Origin of the sequence: Blautia sp. JLR.GB0024 (genome assembly GCF_037000545.1) — a bacterium.
In the GTDB taxonomy this organism is placed as follows: Bacteria; Bacillota; Clostridia; order Lachnospirales; family Lachnospiraceae; genus Blautia; species Blautia celeris.
The window spans coordinates 1-24,899 of record NZ_JBANBF010000013.1 but is presented as its reverse complement, the minus strand read 5'-3'; the positions used below and the strand labels follow the sequence as shown (position 1 = coordinate 24,899).

26 protein-coding genes are annotated in these 24,899 nt (G+C 47.9%); 23 read left to right on the top strand and 3 right to left on the bottom strand.

Going from position 1 to position 24,899, the window contains the following annotated elements:
* Positions 1 to 2: 2 nt before the first annotated feature.
* The 4 genes from V8Q34_RS21660 (at position 3) to V8Q34_RS21645 (ending at position 4,531) form a co-directional block, all read left to right on the top strand.
* On the top strand, positions 3 to 1,184 hold the full coding sequence (locus tag V8Q34_RS21660; RefSeq protein ID WP_033140004.1) for a M20 family metallopeptidase: 1,182 nt from the start codon (positions 3 to 5) through the stop codon (positions 1,182 to 1,184).
* Positions 1,185 to 1,197: 13 nt separating this feature from the next.
* Complete coding sequence (locus V8Q34_RS21655; RefSeq protein ID WP_033140003.1) at positions 1,198 to 2,217, top strand: ABC transporter ATP-binding protein; 1,020 nt, start codon at positions 1,198 to 1,200, stop codon at positions 2,215 to 2,217.
* Positions 2,207 to 3,193, top strand: coding sequence for an ABC transporter ATP-binding protein (locus V8Q34_RS21650; protein WP_033140002.1), 987 nt, complete (start codon positions 2,207 to 2,209; stop codon positions 3,191 to 3,193). The genes V8Q34_RS21655 and V8Q34_RS21650 overlap by 11 nt, the downstream gene beginning before the upstream one ends.
* A gap of 75 nt (positions 3,194 to 3,268) precedes the next feature.
* Entirely contained in the window at positions 3,269 to 4,531 is a 1,263-nt protein-coding gene (locus tag V8Q34_RS21645) for a M20 family metallopeptidase (RefSeq protein WP_187370538.1), read from the top strand.
* Positions 4,532 to 5,260: 729 nt separating this feature from the next.
* Here the strand turns inward: V8Q34_RS21645 and V8Q34_RS21640 are convergent.
* Positions 5,261 to 6,124, bottom strand: coding sequence for an AraC family transcriptional regulator (locus V8Q34_RS21640; protein WP_148391837.1), 864 nt, complete (start codon positions 6,122 to 6,124; stop codon positions 5,261 to 5,263).
* Positions 6,125 to 6,475: 351 nt separating this feature from the next.
* Here V8Q34_RS21640 and V8Q34_RS21635 point away from each other — a divergent pair, with 351 nt between their 5' ends.
* The 10 genes from V8Q34_RS21635 (at position 6,476) to V8Q34_RS21590 (ending at position 16,686) form a co-directional block, all read left to right on the top strand.
* The gene (locus V8Q34_RS21635) at positions 6,476 to 6,928 is read left to right on the top strand and encodes a VOC family protein (protein WP_033139649.1); all 453 of its coding nucleotides are present in this window, start codon (positions 6,476 to 6,478) and stop codon (positions 6,926 to 6,928) included.
* 33 nt (positions 6,929 to 6,961) lie between these two features.
* The gene (locus V8Q34_RS21630) at positions 6,962 to 8,416 is read left to right on the top strand and encodes an extracellular solute-binding protein (RefSeq protein WP_103731146.1); all 1,455 of its coding nucleotides are present in this window, start codon (positions 6,962 to 6,964) and stop codon (positions 8,414 to 8,416) included.
* A gap of 84 nt (positions 8,417 to 8,500) precedes the next feature.
* Positions 8,501 to 9,358 (top strand): carbohydrate ABC transporter permease, encoded by an 858-nt coding sequence (locus V8Q34_RS21625; RefSeq protein ID WP_103731147.1) that lies wholly within the window; start codon positions 8,501 to 8,503, stop codon positions 9,356 to 9,358.
* Positions 9,359 to 9,370: 12 nt separating this feature from the next.
* Positions 9,371 to 10,255: a carbohydrate ABC transporter permease gene (locus V8Q34_RS21620; RefSeq protein ID WP_103731148.1), complete on the top strand. Its 885-nt coding sequence runs from the start codon at positions 9,371 to 9,373 to the stop codon at positions 10,253 to 10,255.
* A gap of 8 nt (positions 10,256 to 10,263) precedes the next feature.
* Positions 10,264 to 10,998 carry an SDR family NAD(P)-dependent oxidoreductase gene (locus V8Q34_RS21615; RefSeq protein ID WP_335836304.1) on the top strand — a complete coding sequence of 245 codons (735 nt, stop codon included), beginning with the start codon at positions 10,264 to 10,266 and terminating at the stop codon, positions 10,996 to 10,998.
* A 25-nt stretch (positions 10,999 to 11,023) separates the two neighbouring features.
* On the top strand, positions 11,024 to 12,175 hold the full coding sequence (locus tag V8Q34_RS21610) for a Gfo/Idh/MocA family protein (RefSeq protein WP_335836303.1): 1,152 nt from the start codon (positions 11,024 to 11,026) through the stop codon (positions 12,173 to 12,175).
* Positions 12,176 to 12,204: 29 nt separating this feature from the next.
* Positions 12,205 to 12,675, top strand: a complete 471-nt coding sequence (locus V8Q34_RS21605; protein WP_335836302.1) for a VOC family protein — start codon at positions 12,205 to 12,207, stop codon at positions 12,673 to 12,675.
* Positions 12,676 to 12,691: 16 nt separating this feature from the next.
* On the top strand, positions 12,692 to 13,525 hold the full coding sequence (locus V8Q34_RS21600; protein ID WP_054351784.1) for a sugar phosphate isomerase/epimerase family protein: 834 nt from the start codon (positions 12,692 to 12,694) through the stop codon (positions 13,523 to 13,525).
* 152 nt (positions 13,526 to 13,677) lie between these two features.
* Entirely contained in the window at positions 13,678 to 15,033 is a 1,356-nt protein-coding gene (locus V8Q34_RS21595) for a GH1 family beta-glucosidase (RefSeq protein ID WP_335836301.1), read from the top strand.
* Between the two features lie 186 nt (positions 15,034 to 15,219).
* Positions 15,220 to 16,686: an alpha/beta hydrolase family protein gene (locus tag V8Q34_RS21590; protein WP_335836300.1), complete on the top strand. Its 1,467-nt coding sequence runs from the start codon at positions 15,220 to 15,222 to the stop codon at positions 16,684 to 16,686.
* A gap of 89 nt (positions 16,687 to 16,775) precedes the next feature.
* On the opposite strand, the gene V8Q34_RS21585 is transcribed toward V8Q34_RS21590, so the two are convergent.
* Both V8Q34_RS21585 and V8Q34_RS21580 read right to left on the bottom strand, forming a co-directional pair.
* Positions 16,776 to 18,089, bottom strand: a complete 1,314-nt coding sequence (locus V8Q34_RS21585) for an FtsX-like permease family protein (RefSeq protein WP_335836299.1) — start codon at positions 18,087 to 18,089, stop codon at positions 16,776 to 16,778.
* Positions 18,079 to 18,846: an ABC transporter ATP-binding protein gene (locus V8Q34_RS21580; protein ID WP_335836298.1), complete on the bottom strand. Its 768-nt coding sequence runs from the start codon at positions 18,844 to 18,846 to the stop codon at positions 18,079 to 18,081. Before V8Q34_RS21580 ends, V8Q34_RS21585 begins: the two co-directional genes overlap by 11 nt.
* 198 nt (positions 18,847 to 19,044) lie before the next feature.
* Between V8Q34_RS21580 and V8Q34_RS21575 the strand changes: the two genes are divergently transcribed.
* The 9 genes from V8Q34_RS21575 (at position 19,045) to rplA (ending at position 24,846) form a co-directional block, all read left to right on the top strand.
* The gene (locus V8Q34_RS21575; RefSeq protein ID WP_335836297.1) at positions 19,045 to 20,202 is read left to right on the top strand and encodes a radical SAM protein; all 1,158 of its coding nucleotides are present in this window, start codon (positions 19,045 to 19,047) and stop codon (positions 20,200 to 20,202) included.
* On the top strand, positions 20,192 to 20,806 hold the full coding sequence (locus V8Q34_RS21570) for a TetR/AcrR family transcriptional regulator (protein ID WP_335836296.1): 615 nt from the start codon (positions 20,192 to 20,194) through the stop codon (positions 20,804 to 20,806). The genes V8Q34_RS21575 and V8Q34_RS21570 overlap by 11 nt, the downstream gene beginning before the upstream one ends.
* A 179-nt stretch (positions 20,807 to 20,985) precedes the next feature.
* Entirely contained in the window at positions 20,986 to 22,134 is a 1,149-nt protein-coding gene (locus V8Q34_RS21565) for a hypothetical protein (protein ID WP_335836295.1), read from the top strand.
* Between the two features lie 3 nt (positions 22,135 to 22,137).
* Positions 22,138 to 22,467 (top strand): DUF1622 domain-containing protein, encoded by a 330-nt coding sequence (locus V8Q34_RS21560; protein WP_033139662.1) that lies wholly within the window; start codon positions 22,138 to 22,140, stop codon positions 22,465 to 22,467.
* Positions 22,468 to 22,660: 193 nt separating this feature from the next.
* Complete coding sequence (rpmG, locus tag V8Q34_RS21555; RefSeq protein ID WP_018597038.1) at positions 22,661 to 22,810, top strand: 50S ribosomal protein L33; 150 nt, start codon at positions 22,661 to 22,663, stop codon at positions 22,808 to 22,810.
* A gap of 21 nt (positions 22,811 to 22,831) precedes the next feature.
* Entirely contained in the window at positions 22,832 to 23,035 is a 204-nt protein-coding gene (secE, locus tag V8Q34_RS21550) for a preprotein translocase subunit SecE (RefSeq protein ID WP_033139663.1), read from the top strand.
* A gap of 15 nt (positions 23,036 to 23,050) precedes the next feature.
* A complete protein-coding gene (gene nusG, locus V8Q34_RS21545) occupies positions 23,051 to 23,566 on the top strand; it encodes a transcription termination/antitermination protein NusG (protein WP_033139664.1) in 516 nt (171 codons plus the stop codon).
* A gap of 79 nt (positions 23,567 to 23,645) precedes the next feature.
* On the top strand, positions 23,646 to 24,071 hold the full coding sequence (gene rplK / locus V8Q34_RS21540) for a 50S ribosomal protein L11 (RefSeq protein ID WP_033139665.1): 426 nt from the start codon (positions 23,646 to 23,648) through the stop codon (positions 24,069 to 24,071).
* A 79-nt stretch (positions 24,072 to 24,150) separates the two neighbouring features.
* Complete coding sequence (gene rplA, locus V8Q34_RS21535; protein WP_033139666.1) at positions 24,151 to 24,846, top strand: 50S ribosomal protein L1; 696 nt, start codon at positions 24,151 to 24,153, stop codon at positions 24,844 to 24,846.
* Positions 24,847 to 24,899: the final 53 nt, after the last annotated feature.

Below are 24,899 nucleotides of genomic sequence, written 5' to 3'. Positions count from 1 at the left end.
AGATGAGCGATTTTAAAGAGAGAGTACAGAAGAGGGTAGAGGAGATTCTGCCTGAGCTGATCGGACTTTCCAACACAGTTTGGGAACATCCGGAATATAATTTTGAGGAATTTCATGCCTGTAAGTCCATGTCCGAGCTTCTGAAGAAATTCGGATTTGAAGTGACAACAGGTGTCGGAGGGATTGAGACCTCCGTAAAGGCTGTATACGACACAGGAAAAGAAGGACCCAATATCGGTATCTTCGGGGAGTTCGACGCTGTTCCCGGAATGGGTCATTCCTGCGGACATAATCTGATGTGTGCCATGGCTGTAGGAGCCGGCGAAGCAGTTCATTCCGTCATTGATGATATCGGCGGAAAAGTCACCGTATTCGGCACCCCCGCAGAGGAAGGCGGCGGCGGCAAGATCATCATGCTGAACAACGGCGCTTTCAAAGAACTGGATATTGCCATGATTCTGCACTCTGCCAGTGACACCGTGGTAAATGACATTTCCTATTCCAGAACAGACCTGATCGTGGATTACTATGGGAAGACATCCCATGCAGCCACATGGCCGGAGGAAGGTATCAGTGCCCTGAATCCCATCCTGGATCTGTTCCAGATCGTGAACTCCATGCGTCTGGAGCTGGCTGACAAAGGAAAAATTCTGGGTATCATCTCCAAAGGCGGAGAGGAACCCATCTATATTCCGGACCACTGCCAGGCCAGATTTACAATTCGTTCCTTCAGCATGAAGTATAAGCTGGAACTGCTGGAACGCTTTAAAAAGATATGTGAACACGTAGCGGAGATCACCAATACAAGACTTGAGATTTCCGACGACGGACTTGCCTATGAGGATATCCGTAACAATCAGTCTCTGGAAGAGGCTCTTCGGAAGAATTTTACAGATCTGGGCGAAATTGTTAAGCCGAGGGAAAGAGCCCTGGGTATCGGCTGTACAGATATGGGCAATGTGACCCATGAGATACCGGGACTTCAGTCTTATGTCCTGGTAGTGCCTGAGACCAGAGGTCATACAAAAGAGTTTGAGGATGCCTGCTACAGCGAGGCCGGACACAAGACGATCGCTGTTGGCTCCAAGGCTATGGCAATGACGGCAGTGGATGTTCTGACGAATCCGGAACTTTTGGAGGCGATCAGAAGAGACTTTAAGGAAATGAAGGAAAAATACGAATAGATGAGGAGTTATTATGAGTGATACCTTACTGACAGTAAAAGATTTGAAGACATATTTTTTCCTTGCAAGCGGCGTGTCAAAAGCGGTGGATGGTGTCAGTTTTGAGTTGAAAAAAGGTGAGACCATGGGAATCGTGGGAGAATCCGGCTCAGGAAAGAGTGTAAGCTCCTCATCCATCATACGTCTGCTCCCGCCGCGTACCGGAAAGATCGTGGGCGGTGAGATCAACTTTGACGGCAAGGATGTGCTGAAGCTTAATAAAAAAGAGCTTCTGGACTTCCGCGGCAAGGATATAGCAGTTATCTTCCAGGATCCTATGACAAGTCTGGACCCTGTATTTAAGATTGGAAACCAGATGGTTGAGATGATCTGTGCCCATCAGGATGTGGATAAGAAAACAGCCTGGAATATGGCAGTGGAAGCCCTGAATAAAGTGGGCATCCCCCAGCCGGAAAAACGTATGGAGGCATATCCTTACGAGCTGTCCGGCGGTATGTGCCAGCGTGTCATCATCGCTATGGCTGTGTGCTGCAAGCCAAAGCTGGTTATCGCCGATGAGCCTACCACTGCCCTTGACGTTACCGTTCAGGCACAGGTCCTGGCCCTGTTAAAAGAGCTGCAGGATGAGTACAATACCTCCATTCTGCTGATCACCCATAACCTGGGCGTTGTGTGGGAGATGTGCGATACCGTTATGGTCCTGTACGCAGGCAATACTGTTGAGTACGCAACCACCAAGGAGCTGTACTCCAAACCCCTGCACCCGTATACATGGGGACTTCTGGATTCCATGCCAAAGCTCTCTGACGAGAACAAGGGTATGCTGAACACCATTCCGGGTACACCGCCTGATCTGCGTCTGACAGGTAAATGCTGTAATTTCTACAACCGCTGCCCGTATGTGACGGAAAAATGCCGTGCTGAGGTTCCGCCTCTCGTTGAAGTGGAGCCGGGTCATTTTGTGGCATGTCACAGGCAGAATCTGGAGAACAAATTAGTCAGAGGGGAAGTGAACGAAGAAAATGAAGGATGAGAAAAAGGTTCTTATGAAGGTCAGGAATCTGACCAAAGAATTTAAAATAAAAGCCAGTAAATTCGGTGAGCAGCCCCAGATCCTCCACGCGGTCAATGACGTTTCCGTGGATATCTATGAGGGTGAGACACTGGGTATCATCGGAGAATCAGGATGCGGTAAATCCACATTTGGAAAGACTCTCATCCAGCTTCACAAAGCCACTTCCGGAAGTGTGGAGTACAATGGCAGAGACATTTTCTCCTTACAGGGGAAAGAGCTGAAGGATTTAAAGAGGGATATCCAGATGGTATTCCAGGACCCCTATTCTTCCCTGGACCCCAGAAAAACAGCGGCGAAGATCATTGCGGAGCCTCTTGTAGTACACAAGCTGGAGCCGGACAAGAAGAAAAGGGATGACAAGGTGCTGGGCCTCATGCGTGAGGTCGGCCTTGATGTACAGCACGTAAACCGTTTCCCTCATGAGTTTTCAGGCGGCCAGAGGCAGCGTATCAATGTTGCCCGCGCCCTTGCCCTGAATCCCAAGCTGATCATCTGCGATGAGCCGGTTTCCGCACTGGACGTATCTATCCAGGCCCAGGTGCTGAACCTGTTTAACCGTCTGCAAAAGGAATATAACCTGACCTATGTGTTTATCTCCCATGACCTGGGTGTCATCAAGCATGTAAGTGACAGGATCGCCATTATGTATCTGGGAAGGATCGTGGAATTGTGTGACGCGGATAAACTGTACGACAACCCGCTGCATCCCTATACAAAGGCACTGCTGTCCGCGATTCCCACGGAATCTCCTTTTGTAAAGAAAGAGAGAATCGTCTTAAAGGGAGATATCCCCAGTCCTATCGGAGAACAAATAGGCTGTCCGCTGGCAGGCAGATGTCCGCAGTGCATGGAGCGCTGCCGTAAAGAAACACCTAAGCTGATGAATCAGGGAGAGGGCCATCAGGTTGCCTGCTTCCTGTATGATGAGAAATAAAATGGATATCATTTGACAGCAGTGGTTTGGCAAATGAGCCGGATTACTGCATTTGACAAGAAAGTGTGAGCGAAAATGAGTAATATTACAAGAGCAGAGATCCTGAAACTGGCTGAAAGCCAGACAGATGATTTTATTAAACTGGTTTCTGACCTGATCCGGATCCCAAGTGAAAATCCTACGGGAACACAGAGAGAAGTTGTAGACTTTGTTAAGAATTACCTGAAAGAGGCAGGGATTGACAGCGAGGAAGTTGCCGCGCATCCTGATTTCCCGTGTGTACTTGCGAAAATCGGCAAAGAGGACGGCTTCAGCGTGATCTTAAACGGACATGTGGACGTGGTTCCTGCCGGCGACAGAGAACAGTGGGACTTTGACCCCTTCTCCGGTGAAGTGACAGACAAGCTGATTCTGGGAAGAGGAACTTCCGACATGAAAGCCGGTGTGGCAGGCCTTCTGTTTGCCATGAAGATCCTTACAGAGTCAGGTGCTCCTTTAAACGGAAATGTCCGTCTGCACATTGTATCCGATGAGGAGAGCGGCGGAGAATACGGTTCTAAATGGCTGTGTGAAAATGGCTATGCCAAGGATGCAAATGCCTGCCTGATCGCAGAGCCGACATCCAACAATACCATTGAGATCGGCCAGAAGGGTGGTCTGACCCTGATCATGAAGGCCTACGGCAAATCTGCACACGGAAGCCTGGGCGGATTCAAAGGGGAAAATGCCATCATCAAGCTTTCCAAGGTTCTGGATAAGCTGCAGGGTCTGACAAAGATTGAAGGCCATTTCAAGGACAGCCAGGCTCATGCCCTGGAGAACTCCAAGCTCATCGCGCAGCAGGAGATCGGCGAGCCGGGAATCGGTGAGGTGATCAGCCATGTTTCCGCCAATGTCGGCGTGATTCAGGGCGGAACACGCCCGAATATGGTTCCGGATTACTGTGAGGCAATCGTGGATGTACGTCTGCCTATCGGTGTGGACCATGAGGAGATTGAAGAGATGGTGCGCACTATCATCCGTGAGAGCGGTGAGACAGGCATTGAGTACGAAGCGCAGTGGAAGAGTGAAGGAAACTACACAGATGAGGATGCAGCCATTGTCCAGACAGTGAAGAAAAATGCAGAGGCACTGTGGGGAATCGATGTGATCCCGGCTTACCAGTGGGCATCCAGCGATGCCAGAGAGTACCGCGCACAGGGTATTCCGACCATTCAGTATGGTCCGTCCAATACGGAAGGTATTCATTCTTATAATGAGAATGTGGATATTGAGGATGCGGTGAATGCGGGAAGGATTTATATTCTGTCACTGTGTGATCTGATGGGAATTGAGTAAGTTGATATAAAAATATGAAAAACCGGAAAAAGGAATCTAGTCCTTTTTCTGGTTTTTTTCAGGATATAATGACCTTTGGTCTGTTCCTATTGGCATTACTTACATTCATATTTATGTTTTGTAAGTAATCTACATAGAAAAACCACCCTGAAACTTTGACCGGTCGAAGGGTGGTCTCTCTATATCTTATGATGGTCAACTCACCTTGTGGGCGGCTGTCCTTTATATTTTTAATATATCATGCATTCGCATATTTGTAAAGATATACTTTGCAATTTTTATCCGGGAAAAAAATTTACCTTTCTATACGAGTTCGGTGTAGATAAGATTTTCCTAAAGACCGGAAGATGGGAAGTTAATCCTTCTTTCGGTTGTTTTTTGTGCAAAATTACAGATTGCTTATGCTATAACTGGATGCTATAATGTAAAGACGGATAGCCGTGTTGCAGGGTGGGATGGCCTCTATTCTATAGAATGGAGGTGATGTCTATGAAAAATCATTTCGATTTTCAGGATATAATGACCTTTGGTCTGTTCCTATTGGCATTGCTTACATTCATATTTATGTTTTGTAAGTAATCTACATAGAAAAACCACCCTGAAACTTTGGCCAGTGGACGGGTGGTCTTTCTTCTCATCATAACGGTCAACTCACCTTGTGGGCGGCTGTCCTTTATATTTTCAATATATCATGTATTTGCATGTTTGTAAAGACATACTTTGCAATTCCTATCCGGGAAAATGATCAAACATCTTCCTGAATTGGGATGGCGTGCAGTTATTGATCTGTTTAAATGTTCTGTTAAAAGACGGCAGACTGGAAAAACCCGACTGCAGCGCAACATCCATAATGGACAGGTCCGGATTCTCCAGGAGTTCCGTTGCGCGTGATACCCGCAGGGATGTAATATATTCAGGCAGGGACATCTGGTAATATTCCTTGAAAATCCTTGAAAAATGGTATTTGCTGAATCCGGCAAAGGCAGCCAGGTCTTCCAGGCTGATTTGTTCTGTATAATGTTCTTTTATGTATTCTGTAACCGCATCGAATTTTCTGTCGTATGCTTTCTGCTGCGGTGTTTTCTGGGCAGAGAGTGAATTCTTGATCTGATAATTATGTTCCCCTATCACAATGAAAAAATGGAGAAGTTCTTCATACATGCGCATTTCCTTGAAGCTGATATCGCTGTAGAACAGTCCCTTGATCTTTATAAGTGTTTCCAGCGGATTGTCGCTAAATGGTACAGCGTCCGTCACGTCAATGACAGGCTGGCAGCAGAGGAGCTGTCTGTGGATGATGAAATCATGGAGCTGCGGCAGCAGCATATTGGAAAATTGCAGGACCAGACAGGGTACCGTACTATTTTTTGTCAGAGAGTGCAGGCTGCGGGGAGGTACCAGGGCAAACTGGTTTTCCGTGAGTGCATATGTTTCATTTCCAAGGGTGATAGACATGTCATTGGACAGCGGTGCCACAATCTCCATAAAGCTGTGCCAGTGCATGGGAAAGCGGGAATAGTAATGTCCATAGGATACATTGATGGACATATCATGTTCAAAGTACATAGGTTCTGATAAATCGGCTTTGATCATAACAAATTACTCCTTATGATTTTAATTGTAAAAAAGCATAATAAAATATTGCAAATGATAATTAAATAGACAAATTTTAACAAACACACACAATAGATTCTTATACTAGATATTATAGGTTAAATATTGCGATAAATAAATGTGCATATTACACAAAAATGCCACAGTTAATGTGTGAGAATGTGCTAATTGCATATTGATAATTTGCATTACTTCAAAATATAAAGCAATAAATAGTGACTATATAGCAATAAATTAATAGAAAACACTCTGCTTCAATGCTATAGTAAACATATCGAAACCGAAGCGCGTGAAGGTTAAAACGAATACAAGCAAAGAAAGGATTTATTCATGGGAGTAATTGATGGCAAGACGATCTGCCAGGTAGCCCTGGTGGTGAAAGACCTGGAAAAGACAACAGAGGAGTACGCAAAACTTTTCGGCGTTCCGAAGCCGGAGATATTCCGGGTTCCCGAGGAATCCGTGGCTCACACACAATTCAAGGGGATGCCCAGCAAAACAAGAGCAAAACTTGCGGTATTTAATCTGGGCCAGGTAGTTCTGGAGCTTACAGAGCCTGATGAGGAACCGAGTTCCTGGAAGGATTTCCTGGAGAAAAACGGTGACGGTATCCACCATATTGCGTTTATGACAGATGACAGAGACGCGGCAGTAAAATACTTTGAGGAAAACGATATGCCAATCCGCCATTACGGGGAATATGAGGGCGGAAATTACACAGTCTTTGACAGCAAAGAAAAACTGGGGACATTTGTACAGGTGAAATACGAACCGAAAAAATAAGGTATAGAGGGTAAAGCAGGAAAGGAGAAACGTATGAAGAAAAAATTAGTAGCAGCATTCTTAACGTTATGTATGGCAGCAGGTACACTGGCCGGATGCGGCGGAGACAGCAGCTCTGCATCGGGGGACACGTCCACCACGGGGACAGAGGAAAATAAGACGGAAGAAAAAGGGGAAACCACAGAGGCGCAGGAATCCGTAAAGATGTCTGCAGAGGAATTAAAGTCCATGGGGCTGGAGGCCGAGGATACGGATCTGACAGGTGAATTTACATATTGGTCGGCATTTACCGGGGATTCCCAGGTCTGGGACCAGAGCCGCGTGGATGCATTCAATGAATTATATAAAGATAAAGGTATCAAATGCAACGTACAGTTCGTACCTGACGGCGCAGGCATTAACAATGGCAAGCTCCTCTCTGCGATCGCCGGAGGCCAGGCACCTGACCTGGTAATATGCGATAATGCGACAGCGGCATATTCCTATGCGGCCAACGGCAGCTTTGAGATGCTTGAGCCTTATCTGGAACAGGTAAACCTGAATGTGGACAACTTCTTTGACGGCTGTAAGGATGTAATTTACTACAAGGATGAGCCATATCTGATTCCTCAGGATACGAATGTTATGCTTTTATACTACAATCCTGATATAGCAAAAGAAGCAGGGCTTGACCCGGAGAATCCGCCGAAGACCCTGGACGAATTAGATCAGTGGGCGGAGGCCATGACCATTCAGAACGACGACGGAAGCTATGCCAGATTTGGTCTGATCCCGTGGCTGGATCTGAAGGATGACGCATTTACCCTTCCCTTCTTCTTCGGAGCTGATGTGTATGATGCGGATACAAACAAATTAAACCTTACCTCCCCGCAGATGGTATCCTGTATGGAATGGCTGCAGTCCTACGGCGAGAAATATGATCCGGAAAGGATTTCCTCCTTCACCTCAGGTCTCGGCGGAATGTTCTCACCTGACCATGCTTTTATGACAGGAAAAGTCGGCATGACTATCACAGGCAACTGGTTCTCCAATGCACTGCGTGTGTACGCTCCTGATGTAAACTATGAAGTATGCGCAGTTCCGGTACCGGAAGGCGGACGTGCGGACAGTACCACATTCCAGACAAATGTGTTTGCGGTTCCGAAAGGTTCCCAGAATCCTGAACTGGCAGCACTGTTTATCAAATTCTGTATGTCAGGTGCAGTCAATGAGGATAACTTTGCACAGTGGAGAAGTATTCCCACAAGTGATGCTGAGTTTGACAATGTAAGTCTGACAAAAGACGGAGATGAAATGTATAAACTGGAGAGAGAACTTGCCAATTCACCGGAAAACGGAATCCCGGCACTCTGCTCCTGCTCCGCAGAACTTGCAAAAGCATTTGTAACGTTCCGTGAAGGTGTGATTTACGGTAATATTACGGACATTCAGGGTGAACTGCAGAAACTTCAGGATAAATATCAGACGGAACTGGATAACGCCGAATAGGCGGCATAAAATCCCGCGGGAATTCCCGTACAGCAGTTTTGCTGCTGTGCGGGGCACTCCTGCCGGGGAGAAAGGAGATTTGAGATGGCTAAACCACAGAGGAAGAGAAAACAAGGGAAAATTCCCAGCCTGGAAGTCATATTTCTGTATGCGTTTTTGATCGTCCTGGCGATTCTGTTTATTCTGCCCATATTTTATCTGTTTATGGGTTCTTTTAAGGCGGAGAGCGAACTGTTCCGCGTGCCCTTTAAATGGCTGCCGGATAAGTTCCAGTTCGGGAATTTTATCAACATGTTTTCGTCCATTCCCTTTTTTAAATATTTAAAGAACACAATGATCATCGTAGTATGTAATATTGTCGGTTCCCTGCTGTCCTGTTCCCTGGTGGCTTACGGTTTTGCCAGGCTGCGCTGGCCGGGACGTGACAAAGTGTTTATCTTGGTGCTGATCACGATGATCCTCCCTTATCAGGTTACACTGGTTCCTCTGTTCCTGATGTTCACGAAAATGAAGTGGATCGGAACTTTCCTTCCTCTTACGGTTACCTGCTTTTTTGGAAATCCGTTCTTCATCTTTCTTCTGCGCCAGTTCTTCACAGGGATTCCTCAGGATATCTCAGAGGCTGCCAGAATAGACGGGGCAGGGGAGTTTACCATTTTTTCAAAGCTGGTCATTCCTATGGCTAAGCCGGCACTGACAACGGTTGCGATCTTTGCATTTATCCGCTCCTGGAATGACTTCCTGGGACCTCTGGTATTTCTTGGGAAGGATGAGCTTTATACACTCTCCCTGGCAGCTTCCATGCTGAAATCCAATCTGGACCCCAACTGGAGTCTGCTGCTGGCACTGGGCGCTGTGATGATACTTCCTGTACTCATTCTTTTCTTTGTGATGCAGAAGTATTTTATCCAGGGTATCGCAATGTCGGGAATCAAAGGTTAAGGAGGCGGAACAATGAAGAAAATGAATATGAGAAAAAAAGAAGCCATTCATGGTCTGCTGTTCGTCTCTCCGTGGATCATCGGTTTTCTGGTGTTTACCTTGTACCCGATCTGCTCCTCCCTGTACTATTCCCTGTGTGATTATCAGGTCATCAAGGACCCTGTTTTCATAGGACTCGGAAATTATAAGGCACTGTTTCAGGACAAGACATTTTTAAAGGCATTGAGCAATACCGTGTATATGGTTATCTTCGGAGTACCGATTACCACATTCATTGCGGTGGCAGTGTCTATTATCCTCAACAATAAGAAGTTAAAATATACCGGTCCTTTCCGTGTGATCTTCTTTATCCCCACACTGGTGCCCACAGTAGTAGCATGTCTTCTGTGGATTTGGGTTATGCAGCCGGATACAGGTATTGTCAACCGTCTGCTGGGATACATTGGTATCCAGGGGCCGGGATGGCTTTCCAGCATGTTCTGGTCAAAGCCGGCTTTGATCATCATGATGGTGTGGACCTGCGGCAATGCCATCATCATCTATCTGGCAGGACTGCAGGATATACCGGACAGTCTTTATGAGTCAGCGGCTCTGGACGGGGCAGGATTTTTCCGCCAGACTATGTCCGTTACCATACCGCTTCTGCGCTCCACCATTCTGTACAATGTGGTGACACTGATCATTGCCGTGTTCCAGTGGTTTGCAGAGCCGTACATAATGACCAGCGGCGGGCCGGACAATCAGACCATGTTCTATTCCCTGTATTTGTATCAGAACGCGTTCTCTTACTTTAAGATGGGATATGCATCCGCAATGGCCTGGATCCTGCTGTTGATCGCACTGGCGATCATTCTGGTACTGTTTAAGGTCTTCCGGTTCGGAGAGTCAGATTATTAGGAGGCAATATGATTGGATTAGTGACCGGCGCCAACCGGGGGTTGGGCTATGAGATGATAAAAGAAGGGCTGCGCCGCGGCCACACCATGCTGGCAGCCTGCAGAAATACCGGAGATGAGAACTCTGTCGGCGGTCTGCTGAAATTAGAAGAGCAATATCCGGGCAGCCTGAAAATCCTGGAGATGGATGTCACGGACCGGGAAATGACAGAGAAAGCGGCATTACAGGTGCAGCAGGAATTCGGACATATAGATTTCCTTGTGAATAACGCAGGGGTATTGTTTGAAAAAATGGTGATGCCCGGAGATGCCATTGCTGACCTGGATGTGGAGAAGTTCAGAAAAACACTGGATGTAAATGTGACAGGCACTGCCATAGTGCTGAAATACTTTATCCGCCTGCTGTATGCATCCAAAGATGCCTGTATCATGAATATTACATCTGAGGCAGGGCATCTGAGTCCTCAGGGCTACAACTATCTGGCATATTCTGTGTCAAAGCATGCGGCAAATATGTACACCCAGAAGGTACGGAACTATCTGGCAGAGGAGCAGACAGACCGGCATATGCGGATCTACATGATTCATCCGGGCCGTATGGACACCATTATGGGAAAAGAAAATGCCCAGATTCCGCCTTCCGAGTCAGCAGCAGGACTGTATGACATTCTGGACAGGAAGAAACAGATACCGGATATGGATGTCCCCTTCATCAACTACAGGGGTGAGCCAATGCCGTACTGAGGTGCAAGATCGTGAGGAGCCGAATATGAGAAATGTAAATGTGGGAATACTCGGATGCGGAGTTATCAGCAATACCTATATCCGGGATATCAAGCGCTTTTATCCTTCCCTGCATCTGGCAGCCTGTGCGGATGTAAATGTGGAGCTGGCAAGGAGCCATGCAGAGAAATACCAGGTACCTGCAGGCTGCTCTGTGGAGGAGATGCTTGCCATGGAGGAAGTGGAGCTGGTGGTGAACCTGACTCCGCCGCAGTTTCATACGGAGCTGAATAAGAAAATTCTGCTGGCAGGAAAGCATGTGTTTTGTGAGAAACCATTTGCACCAACAGTTGCCGGGGCCAGGGAGGTCATGGCGCTGGCGGATGAAAAAGGACTTCTGGTGGGCAGTGCTCCGGACACTTTTCTGGGGTCTTCCCTGCAGACATGCAGGAAAATACTGGATGACGGATGGATTGGGCGGCCTCTCTATGTGACTGCCAATATGATGTCAAACGGTGTGGAGACCTGGCACCCGGCCCCCGGTAATTTTTACCGGCAGGGAGCAGGGCCTCTGTATGATATGGGACCGTATTATTTTACGGCACTGGCCGCACTGCTTGGACCGGTAAAACGCGTCAGCGCATTTTCCGGCACCGGCTTTCCCGTCAGGCAGATATACACCGGGCCGCTGAAAGGGCAGGAGATACAGGTGGAGACGCCTGCCCATTATTCGGGTACCGCGGAGCTTGCGTCCGGGGTGATCGTGAGTATGAATATCAGTTTTGACATCTGGCATTCCAATCTGCCCATGTTTGAGATATACGGGACGGAGGGAACACTGGAGGTGCCGGACCCCAATATGTCCGGCGGCAGACCAAAGGTCTACAGAAAAGAAAGGACCCTGGATGTGCTGTATGATGACAGTGAAGAGACAAAGGCCAGGCAGAATATCAGCGTGGAGCTGCCCGAGCTGTATCCCCATATAGGTGAGTATACCAGGGGAATCGGTGTACTGGATCTGGCAGATTCCATAGTCAGCGGCAGAAAGCCCAGAGTAAATGCAGAGATGGCCTGCCATGTGATCGAGGCCATCACAGGCATGATGGAATCAGCACGTGATAAAAAAGTATATGAAATGAAAACTGCCTGCGAGAGACCGGAGCCTGTGAGGACCGGAACACCGGTGGGAAGAATATAAAACAAAAAAGGTAAAGTGAGGAAAGAATTATGAATGGAGTAGTAGGTACAGATTTAGTTTGTCAGGTTGGGTTTATTGTAAAGGATATCAACGCCACGAAAAAGAAATGGGCAGAGTTTTTAGGCGTTGAGGAGCCGGAGGCAGCTCTCTGCGGTGAATATGAGACCACACAGACGGAGTTTAAGGGCCAGCCTGCACCGGAGGCCAACAGTTATCTTGCATTTTTTGATGTGGGACCGGGACTGCAGCTTGAACTGATCCAGCCAAATGAAGCACCCTCCACATGGAGGAATTACCTGAACGAACATGGTGAGGGCATCCACCATGTGGCATTCAATATCAAAGGAATGAAAATGCCGGAAGCGGTAAAACGCTGCGAGGTTTTTGGCATGGTTCTGGAGCAGAAGGGCGAATACGGCGATGCCAGCGGAAGATATACTTACATGAACGCTTATAAAGACCTGAAATGTATCGTAGAACTGCTGGAGAGCGACAGATAATCGGGAGGAAATGCGGATGAGACTGGGATTATCCAGCCCTCTGGAGCATAAAAGTCCATGGGAATGGGCTGAAAAAATGCACCGGATGGGATGTACTTCTGTGAATTTTCCTGTGGACTATACCTGTGACCGGGCACTTTTGGAACAATACACGGAGGCTGCCAAAGAGTACGGACTGATGATCGCGGAGGTGGGAGCCTGGTGCAACCCCATTTCCCCGGATGACAAGGTCAGGGAGGCAGCATTTACAAGATGTGTGGAACAGTTAAAGCTGGCAGATAAGATTGGCGCCAGATGCTGTGTAAACGTCTCCGGTTCCAGAGGAGAGCGGTGGGACGGTCCCTATAAGGAGAATCTGACAAAGGATACCTGGGAACTGGTGGTGAAGAGCATCCGGGATATTATAGATGCGGCAGATCCGAAAAATACCTATTATACGATTGAGCCGATGCCCTGGATGTACCCTATGGGTCCGGATGAATACTTAAAGCTGATTCACGATGTGGACAGAGAGCGGTTTGCCGTGCATATGGATGTGTTCAACTGGATCACAACACCTGAACGGTATTTTTATCACGAAGAGTTTATGGAGGAGTGTTTCCGTAAGCTTGGGCCGTACATCAGGAGCTGTCATTTGAAGGATGTGGCGCTTGGACAGGAGTTTACCCTTCAGTTCAGGGAAACTGCCTGCGGCAGAGGCGGTTTGAATCTGGAGAAGTACGCCGGCCTTGCGCGTAAGGCGGACCCGGATATGCCGCTGATCATTGAACACCTGGATGGAGACGAGGCTTATCTGGAAAGTCTTTCCTATGTAAAGCTGCGTTTTGGACGGGCAGGGATAGAAATATAAACATAAAGACCAAGCGGGTACGGAAGTTAAATACTGCCGACGCTTTGGCGCAGGAGTCCGGTTTTCCGGACTCTTTTTCTACGGACAGTTGTAAACAGAGGGTTTTTCACTTAGAATGGAAGTATATAACAGCATATACAGGAGGATATTTTATGGGATTTCCAGAGAGTTTTTTATGGGGTACAGCAACCGCTTCTTACCAGATAGAGGGCGGTGCATTTGAAGACAGCAGGGGGTACACGGTATGGGATGATTTCTGCAGGACTCCGGGCAAAGTCTTCTCCATGCATAACGGAGATGTGGCCTGTGACCATTATCACCGCTACAAGGAGGACGTAAAGATGATGGCGGATATGGGAATCCAGGCATACCGTTTTTCGATTGCATGGTCCAGGATCCTGCCGGAGGGAAGAGGAGAGGTTAATCAGAGCGGGATAGACTTCTACAACGCATTGATCGATGAGCTTTTAAAGTACAATATTAAACCCTGCCTGACACTGTTTCACTGGGATCTGCCCTTTGCCCTGCACCGGATGGGCGGCTGGCAGAACCCGGAAATCGTCAATTGGTTTGCAGAGTATGCGGCAGTGGCGGCCAGGGCATTCGGTGACAGGGTCAAATTCTTCATGACCTTCAATGAACCGCAGTGTTTTGTCGGTCTGGGGCACGTGAGCGGAGAACACGCTCCCGGCAACATTATGTCCCGCCGCAGTGTACTGGAAATGGCCCACCATGTGATGATGGCACATGGCAAGGCTGTACAGGCCATCAGAAGCCTGGTGCCGGATGCGCAGATCGGATATGCGCCTACCTCCAATCCGGTGATCCCCGCGTCGGACACCCTGGAGGATATTGAGGCTGCACGGAGAGCTTATTTCGCGGTGGAGGATAAACCGGATTATATGTGGTCCGTGAGCTGGTGGAGTGACCCGGTCATGCTGGGCAGATATCCGGAGGATGGGCTGAAACTTTTTGAGAAGGATATGCCGGAATTTAAACCGGAGGACCTGGAACTGATGCATCAGCCGCTGGATTTCTACGGACAGAATATTTACAATGGATACAGGGTAAAAAGTGATAAAAAGGGCGGATGGGAGACTGTGGAGCGCCCTGTAGGCTACCCCAGGACAGGCAATGGATGGCCTGTGGTTCCGGAGTCTCTTTACTGGGGCCCGCGGTTTTTGTATGAGCGCTACCGGAAGCCTATCGTCATCACAGAAAACGGATGCTGCTGTGCGGATGTGGTGTCCCTGGACGGTAAGGTCCATGATCCGGGCCGGATTGATTTTTACCATAGATATCTGCGGGAACTTGGGCGCGCCATAGAGGATGGAGTGAGGGTGGATGCTTATTTTGCCTGGTCCGTGATTGATAACTTTGAGTGGGCAAAGGGATATTCCGACAGATTCGGTATGGTTTACGTGGATTTTGAGACACAGGAACGTATATTAAAGGATTCTGCAAACTGGTATGCAGAAGTAATCAGGAATAACGGTGCAAATCTGTAGGGAGAACTGCCAATAATTTAGTGAACAGAGGGTACAGAAAATGTGAGCCTCTGCCGGCACGGATTACAGCAGCTTACGTTATTCTCTGTTTTCTGTACCTTGTGTTAAGGCAGTTGTGATTTTGGGACCGTGTGATATAGTGAAGCCAACAAAGAAAATAACAGACAGTGGTAAGGAGGTTTCGCTATGAAAAAGAAAATGATCATAACCATTCTGGGTATTGCTCTTATGGCGGCGCTTGCAGGCTGTTCCGGCAAGGGCAATGAGAAAGACAAAGGCACAGAGGAAAAGGAAGAGAATACACAGAAGGAAGACAGTACTGCAGAAAAAGAGGACGGAGCATCCGGCGGGAACAGTTCCGGGGATGAGAAAGAAGGGGCTGCAGAGAGTCAGGATAAAGCAGATGCCCGGACGGATGATCAGAAGCTTTTGGAGACTGCCGAGGCATTTGTGAAGGATTTAATTGCAGGCAGTGAAGAGAATATCAAGGGCAATTATGAATACACGGATCAGATGAAAGCTGCTGTGGATAGTGGTCAGATTCTTTCTGCTTTTCAGAGTACCCTGGATGCAGTGGGCGAACTGAAAGAGGTTCAGCCTGCATGGGAGTCGGAACCGCAGGCCGGTTATAATACAATTCAGGTTCCCTGCAATTTTACCGTACAGCCGCTGAATATGGTAATATCCGTGCTGGACGGCAGGATAGGAGGCGTCCATACAGGTGCGTATCAGGAACAGAAAGAAGCGGTATCCATACCGGAAAATGTGACGGAGACAGATATAGATCTGAGTATAGCGGGAGGACGCACGCTGCCCGGAACATTTGCGGCACCTAAAAATCTGAAAGAATATCCCGCTGTGGTATTCGTACACGGCTCAGGCAGCGGCGACAGGAATGAGGCACTTGGGCAGATCAAGCCATTTCAGGATTTGGCATGGGGACTTGCCGAGAGAGGAATCGCCTCATACCGTTATGATAAGATTTCTTATGTGTATGGAAAGGAATTAGCGGAAGATAAAGATTTTACCGTATACGATGAGACGGTAAATGACGCTGCAGCGGCAGTTAAGATGCTGCGTGAACAGGAAGGCGTTTCAAAGGTATATGTGGTTGGCCACAGCCAGGGCGCCCAGATGATGGGGGCAATCGCAAAGGAAAGCCAGCCGGACGGCTGTATCATGATGGCCGGACCGGCAAGAGGGTTTGCGGATACCCTGGAAAGGCAGTATGAGTTTCTTCAAAGCCTGAACTCTGAGCCGACCGAGCAGGAGAAGGCAGCTTTTGAACAGGGGCTTGCAGCAGTGGAACAGATGAGGAATATAGATTCTCTGCCCGAGGATGAGAGGATCATGGGCCAGACCCAGACTTATATTAAGAGTCTCCTGGACTATGATGCCGTAAAGGAAGCGGCAGACATAACCGTTCCTGTGCTTGTCCTGCAGGGTGAGGAAGACTATCAGGTGACCATGGATGATTTTCAGATATGGAAAGAAAATTATGAGGGCAGTGATAACTGGAAGTTTGTGTCCTTCCCGGGACTTACCCATCTATTTACAGAAGGCAGATATGACGACGGCCCTGCCAGCTATCAGGGAACAAAACATGTCCCCGATGATGTGACAGAGACCATCGCTGCATTTATCAATCAATAAAACAGTATCCCGGAGCTTTGCCGGGCATGGATACGGAGCAGCCTGTTCCGTATTCCTGCCGGCGAACCCCGGGATTTCTAATGTTGTTCCTAAGAAATATTCTTTATATTTGTATGGTAAACCAGATAAAAATACAGGAGATAAAGCAGGGTAAAGCAGATCAGAAACCCCACAGCCCCCTGAAGCACCAGATGCGGTGTCCTCAAAGCGAGGGTTAATTTATGGTCAGACAGCAGAACGGCAGGCAGCATCAGAATGGCCCAGGGAATGAGCGGGATGGAAAATTTCAGACAGATCTGCAGGGCCATAAGTCTTGTCACCTGGAGCCGGTTTTTTCCCAGATACTGCAGAACCTGCAGCCCATGAGCCTCTTTGCGGATGCTTACGATCTGCTGCACAGACAGAACGGAAAAATAGATGACAATAAAAGCAGAGCACATGCAGATCTGAAGAAATCCCATCCATCTCTGTGAGACTGCATCCATAACTGCATCCTTGGCCTGCAGCATGACCCATCCGCATAGAAAAGAGGAAAAGGAGAAAAGCAGACAGGTGCAGAGGACACTGTTTATAAGGATATCGGATCTGCTGTCTGAAAGCAGCAGGGCTGCGGTGTAAAGCCGGTTTTTGTGGTACAAGTGTTCATTTTTCTGCTGTCGGTATTTATTGCCGTTTATATAGGACGCCTTATAAAAAGAAAAGACGAAAAACAGCATAACCGGAGCGATGCAGGAAACGAACGCCATACCTTCATTTCCCGGAAGAAAGGCAATGGCAGACACGAGAGAGCAGAAAAGAAGAAAGCTGATAAGCGAAGCTGCCGGCCATATTCTGCTGAAACGGGTGACAGCGGCCTGCCGGTTCTTCTTTTGAACGGTCATAAGCTGGATGATCTCCAGACGGCTGATAATCCTCCGGCAGTTCAGGAGGGACAGAACCTGTATGGCCATAAAGTAAAGACCGGTCTGTGCAGCAGCCTGCAAAATCAGGATAAGGTTTATCTGTGATCTGTCAAGGAAACGGGAAAAGGGGAGGGAAAGCCCATAGTATAACAGTATTCCCACAGCAAGTCCCAATATAAAACAGAACAGTCCGAGAAACAAAAATTCTGTAAAGTACATCCAGGACAATCTGTTTTTTTCCATTCCCATCAGAGCATAGGCAGCAAACTCCCGTGCTCTCTGGTTCAGAATAAAGCGATTCATGTAATTCAGCAGAAGAAGGATAATGACTGTTATGATGAGCGGCAGAGAACTCGTCTCAAAGCCTGCCTCCATTTTTCCCGCAGCGGCAGTGAGGTTGGACAACATCATGACCCCGATCAAAATAGTAAGCGTAGTCATATAGATCAGATAATCATGGCCGGAACGCCTGGCGTTTCGGAGAGCAAGTCTAAGATACATATCCGGAATCCCCCATTACTTTTGCAGTGGTATTTAATATTTCCATAAAATAACCCCATTGGTCCTGTTTTTGGTGTGCCAGGGAATGGACAATCTTCCCATCCTTCATAAACAGAATCGTCTTGCAGTAGCTGGCTGAGAAGGCGTCATGGGTGACCATAAGGATTGTCGCGTCAAACTCCCTGTTAAGCATCACCAGGGTCTCCATCAGGTTTCTGGCAGAGTGGGAATCCAGGGCACCGGTAGGCTCATCAGCCAGTATGAGCCGGGGACTGGCAGCGACTGCCCTTGCACAGGCGCATCTCTGCCGCTGTCCGCCGGATACCTGGCAGGGGAACTTGTCCAGGATATCTTCTATTTCCAGTCTGGCTGCAGTCTCCAATGTGATTTTGGTGATCTCTGCCCGGGGAAGTTCTTTTATTGTGAGGGCAAGCGCTATATTTTCCCGCAGGGTCAGAGTGTCCAGCAGGTTATAATCCTGGAAAATGAATCCCAGATGCTCTCTGCGGAACTGTGCCATTTGGTTTGGGTGTATCTGGGAGAGGTCTGTACCGTCAAGTATGATCCGGCCGGAGGTGGTCCGGTCAATGGTGGAGATAAGGTTCAGCAGTGTGGATTTTCCGGAGCCGGAGGCCCCCATAACTCCTATAAAACTTCCCTCAGGTACAGAAAAACTGACATCGTCCACGGCCAGGGTCTTCAGGCCGTCGGCGGAGTATTCTTTTTTTACATGGTTTAATTCCAGTATATTTTTCAAAGAGGTTTCCTCATTTCATATGCGTGCGGATGCGGGTGCCATTTACTGTGATTCTTATATTTTAACATTCATTTCCAAAGAAGTCATGATTTATTTTGCTTGACAAGCTAGTGAATACTAGCTACAATGAGATAAAGAGCTAGTGATTGCTAGCCTGAGGAGCAGAGAGTCTATGCAGAGAAAGGGAGAGGGAAGTGTATGGAAAAATTACAGTTGGAACAATATCTTAACCGCGGAGTGGAAAATATTATCAGAGGCATGAAGAAAGCGTCTCTTACAAATCCGAGATCCGCCGTATTTCTGGTGAAATATGCACAGGCTGCCAGACAGGCGGCGGGGAAACGAAGGAAGGCTGAAAAAAATGGGGAGCATATCCCGCCGTTTCTAATTGCCAGCATCACCAGCCGGTGCAACCTCCGCTGTAAAGGCTGTTATGCATGGGCCAATCGTGCCTGCAGCAGCGGGGCTGAGCATAATGGGATGCGCGCTGAACAGTGGGATGATATTTTTGCGCAGGCAGAGGATATGGGGGTGGGCTTCATACTGCTGGCAGGCGGGGAGCCTTTGATGAGGCCGGATGTGCTGAAAGCAGCAGGAATGCGAAAAAATATCTTGTTCCCTGTTTTCACCAATGGTACTATGATTATTAATAATACTCTGCCGGACAGCGGGAAAAGCGGGCCGGACCCGGAGGGAGATGCCTGCCTGCAGCTATTTGCGGATAACAGGAATCTTCTGCCGGTTCTCAGCATTGAGGGGGACAGAGAGAAGACGGATGCCAGAAGAGGCGCCGGGATCTATGACTGTCTGCTGCAGACCATGGAGGCGCTAAAGGCGCGGGATATCTTATATGGAGTGTCTGTTACGGTGACAAAAGAAAATATGGAGGAAGTAACTGCAGATACTTTCTCTGAAAAACTTTCCCTATTGGGCTGCAGAGCTGTGATTTATGTGGAATATGTACCTGTGGACAGAGATACGGCAGGTCTTGCACCGGATGATGAGGATCGGGTATATATGGCAGACAGGCTGGATGCGCTGCGGGAGACGCAGAGGGATATGCTTCTGATTTCTTTTCCGGGAGATGAGAGGGCATCCGGAGGGTGTCTTGCCGCAGGGCGGGGATTTTTCCATATCAATGCCCGGGGCGGGGCGGAACCGTGTCCCTTCTCCCCCTATTCGGACACCAGTCTGCAGGATGTAAGTCTTAAGGAAGCTATGCGTTCTCCGTTGTTTCGCAGACTGCGGGAGGATGGAAACCTCACCGGTATACATACAGGGGGCTGTGCATTGTTTGAACAGGAAGAAACTGTGAAAAAATATCTGGAAGGGAAACAGCAAAGTTATGTCAACTAAAGAGCGGATTGTGGAGGAGGCCCTGACACTTTTTTCAAGCAGGGGGTATCAGGGGACCAGTGTAAAAAATATCGCGGATGCGGTGGGAATCAAAGATAGTTCCCTGTATAAGCATTTTAAAAGCAAAAAGGAGATTTTTGAGACCATTGTGGAGGAGATGGCCAGAAGAATGGAGGCCATGAGCCACACGTTTGGCCTTCCGGATGATACCACTGTGGAGGCGGCAGCATTTGCCTACGGCGTCATAAGCGTGGAGGAGTTGGTGGAGCTGAGCAGGAAGGTCTTTCTGTTTTACCTGCAGGACCCTTTTGCGGGCAGATTCCGCAGAATGCTCACCATAGAGCAGTACAGGGACAGGGAGATTGCGGCAGTGTACAGGAAGATTTATATGGAGGACAGTATCCATTATCAGACGGTTTTGTTTGAGGAAATGATACGTCAGGGAGTCTTTCGAGAGGCGGATGCCAGGGCCATGGCAATTAATTTTTATGCCCCCATATTTTTTCTGCTGAATAAATATGACAGCCCGGAATGCAGTGTGGAGGACGGACTTGAGGAACTGGAGCGGCAGGTAAGAGAATTTGCCCGCATTTACCACAAATAAAAGAAATGTGGAGTGGTTCGGCTGCCCTGCAGTCCGATATTTTAGCCGTAGCACCTGAAGCTGTGGGCGGGATACAGGGTAAGATGATATGTAACTGTAGAAATTAAGAGACAGCAGATTGATCAATAGCCGGGCGTATTTGCCGTACAGGCTGTTTTGGGAGGATGAATGAGCAGATTATGGGCAGAATAAAAAAGAAAAGACAGAGACTGTGGCCGCAGATGATCGTGGGAGCCGTGATCGGCGGAGCGTGCGGGTACTTTGGCATGATGTTTGTGGAGAGAATGCATGGAGGAAAGGTCAGGATTGCGGAAATTCTGGCAGGTCTTGCGTGGATAATCCTGTGCCTTTATGCGGCAGCATTTCTGCAGACGATCGTACATGAAGGGGGACATCTGGTCTGCGGGCTTCTGAGCGGATATAAGTTTTCTTCCTTCCGTGTGGGAAAAGTGATTCTGGTTAAGAAAAGAGACGGAATTAAGCGGGGCAGGTATTCCCTTATGGGTACAGGGGGACAGTGCCTTCTGGCACCGCCTGACTTGGTGAATGGAAGTATGCCGTATCTGCTGTACAATCTGGGCGGAAGCCTTTTTAATCTGCTGTCTGCTGCCATATCCTTAATGATCTGTTTTGCAGCAGACGGACACGGGTATCTGCAGATCCTGTTTATGGCATTTGCTGTTGTCGGTGTCTTTCTTGCACTGATGAATGCAGTGCCCATGCGGCTTGGCGGGATAAACAATGATGGATACAATGCGCTCCATCTGGGGAAGGATAAAGAGGCAGTGCGCTGTCTGTGGCTGCAGCTAAAGATAAATGAACAGTTTACATTGGGAGTACGCTTGAAGGATATGCCACAGGAGTGGTTTGAACCTGTACCGGAAGCGCTGTGGGATAATGCCCTGTGTGTGGCAACCGGTGTATTTGCCGCCGGCCGGAATATTGACAGGCAGGACTTCCCCGCAGCCCTGAAAATAGGGGAAAGGCTGCTGGAGCATGCATCCGGTCTTATAGGAATCCAGAGGTCCATGCTGGAGGCGGAGATGATATTCTGCAGACTTATGCTGGATGGCCCCGGAGAAGAACTGAGCAGAGAGTATGAGAAGACCGGGATTCAGGAGTTTTTGAAGCGCTCCTCCTCAATGCCGTCCGTGCTGCGTATCCAATACGCCTATGATCTGATCCAGAATCAGGACAGGGAAGCGGCACAGAAATGGAAGCGGCTGTTTGAGAAAGTGGAAAAAAACTATCCCTTTGACGGCGATATTGCCAGTGAGAGGGAGTTGATGGCATATGTAGATAGTTTACATAATGACGAGAGAGGGTAGTCTATGCTGTTTTTAGAAGAGGTGCTGGGTATAATCGTGGACCTGGCGATTCTGTTATTTGAATATATCGGCGTGGGAGTTATTATATTTGCAGGGATCAGAGGGATAATCCACTATGTCAAGCGGGACCCGGGTACAAAGCTGCTTCTTGCAAAAGGACTTGCCATGGGGCTGGAGTTCAAGCTGGGAAGTGAGATCCTGCGCACGGTGGTGGTGAGGGAGCTGTCCGAGATTTATATTGTGGCGGGGATCATTGTGCTGAGGGCAATCCTGACGATTTTGATCCATTGGGAGATCAAGAATGATGAAGGCGAAAAAATGGCCGGGGGTTGAGATAACAAAAGAAAAATAAATTGACAAAGACCTATTTCTATGCTAAACTGGACAAGCGACAGTGGAAGTAGGTCTTTTTTTTGTGCCTAATTTTCAGGCAGAAAATAGGATCTTGTCGCAGGAAACCGAAACGTTGCATGCGGCAGAGACGTGAATCTGCCGGAGATAAAAGACACATGGAGGTGGAGAAGTCGTGCGCGTAAAAATAACATTGGCATGTACTGAATGTAAACAGCGTAATTACAACATGACAAAGGAAAAAAAGAACCATCCGGAACGTATGGAGACAAAAAAATACTGTAAGTTCTGCAAGGCTCACACTATGCACAAAGAAACCAAATAATTTGGCTTGAGAGGTGAAGCTATGGATGCAGAAAAGAAGGTAAAAGCTCCTAAAAAGAACTGGACCAAAGGACTTCAGGCTGAATTCAAGAAGATTATCTGGCCTGACAGGCCGACGCTGGTAAAGCAGACAGTTGCGGTTGTGGTGATCACTGCCATTCTGGGAGTGCTCATTGCCGTGATTGACAGCGGAGCCCTGCAGATTCTGAATCTATTAATCAAATAAGGACAAGGTGATTTTATGTCAGAAACAAATTGGTATGTTGTGCATACCTATTCAGGGTATGAGAACAAGGTAAAAGCCAACATTGACAAGACAATTGAAAACAGACACCTGGAAGATCAGATTTTGGAAGTCCGTGTTCCCATGGAGGACGTTGAGGAAATGAAAAACGGCCAGAAAAAACTGGTGCAGAAGAAGATGTTTCCGGGCTATGTCCTTATTAACATGGTGATGAATGATGATACCTGGTATGTTGTCAGAAATACACGAGGTGTCACAGGATTCGTTGGTCCGGGGTCAAAACCGGTTCCTTTGACAGAGGAAGAGATGGATCGTCTGGGTATCCAGAACGTAACGCTCCAGATCGACTTTGAAGAGGGTGACAGTGTTGTTGTTACAGGCGGTGTTTGGAAAGATACTGTGGGCGTTGTCCAGAGCATCAATGAAGCAAAACAGATTGTAACAATAAATGTTGAGCTGTTTGGCCGCGAAACGCCAGTTGAAATCAGTTTCGCAGAAGTTAAGAAAATGTAACGAAGATGAAGGGCCATACGTCACATGGCTCGTGGGAGGGAAATCCCCGACATTACCACATAATTAGGAGGTGCCGAAAATGGCAAAGAAAGTAACAGGCTATATTAAATTACAGATTCCTGCTGGAAAGGCAACACCAGCACCACCGGTTGGACCTGCTCTGGGTCAGCACGGTGTAAACATTGTACAGTTTACAAAGGAATTCAATGCGAGAACAGCAGACAAGGGTGATCTGATCATCCCGGTTGTTATCACAGTATATGCGGACAGAAGTTTCAGCTTTATAACCAAAACTCCGCCGGCAGCAGTTCTGTTAAAGAAAGCCTGCAACCTGAAATCCGGTTCAGGTGTACCGAACAAAACTAAAGTTGCTACAATTTCCAAAGCGAAAGTTCAGGAAATTGCAGAGATGAAAATGCCGGACTTAAATGCAGGTTCCTTAGAAGCAGCAATGAGCATGATCGCAGGTACTGCAAGAAGTATGGGAATCACTGTAGAGGAATAAGGCCAGGCCTTGCCTTTTGAACTATTGAAACGAACGTGGGAGGGACATTCCCGCAATTACCACTAGGAGGTTATTTAATATGAAACGCGGAAAGAAATATGTAGAGGCTGCAAAAGCAGTTGATCGCGCAAACTTATATGATACAGAAGAAGCTATCGCTTTAGTTAAAAAAACAGCAGTAGCTAAATTTGACGAAACAATCGAAGCTCATATCAGAACAGGTTGTGACGGACGTCATGCAGACCAGCAGATTCGTGGTGCGGTTGTACTGCCGCACGGAACCGGTAAAACTGTTCGTGTATTAGTATTTGCAAAGAATGCCAAAGCTGACGAGGCTCAGGCTGCAGGTGCAGACTATGTTGGAGCAGAGGAACTGATTCCGAAGATCCAGAACGAAGGATGGTTAGATTTCGACGTTGTTGTTGCTACACCGGACATGATGGGTGTTGTTGGACGTCTGGGTCGTGTACTCGGACCGAAAGGCTTAATGCCAAACCCGAAAGCCGGAACCGTAACAATGGACGTTACAAAAGCTGTTCAGGATATCAAAGCTGGTAAGATTGAATATCGTCTTGATAAAACAAACATCATTCACGTGCCAATCGGAAAAGCTTCTTTCACAGAGGAGCAGTTAGCGGACAACTTCCAGACGCTCATGGGAGCTATCACAAAGGCTAAGCCAAGCACACTGAAAGGTCAGTACCTGAAGAGTGTAACACTCGCTTCCACAATGGGACCGAGCGTTAAGCTTAACCCGGTTAAGTTAGCTCAGTAATAGATGAAATGAAACAGGCCGCCGCATTGAGAAATCAATGCGGCGGCCTGTTT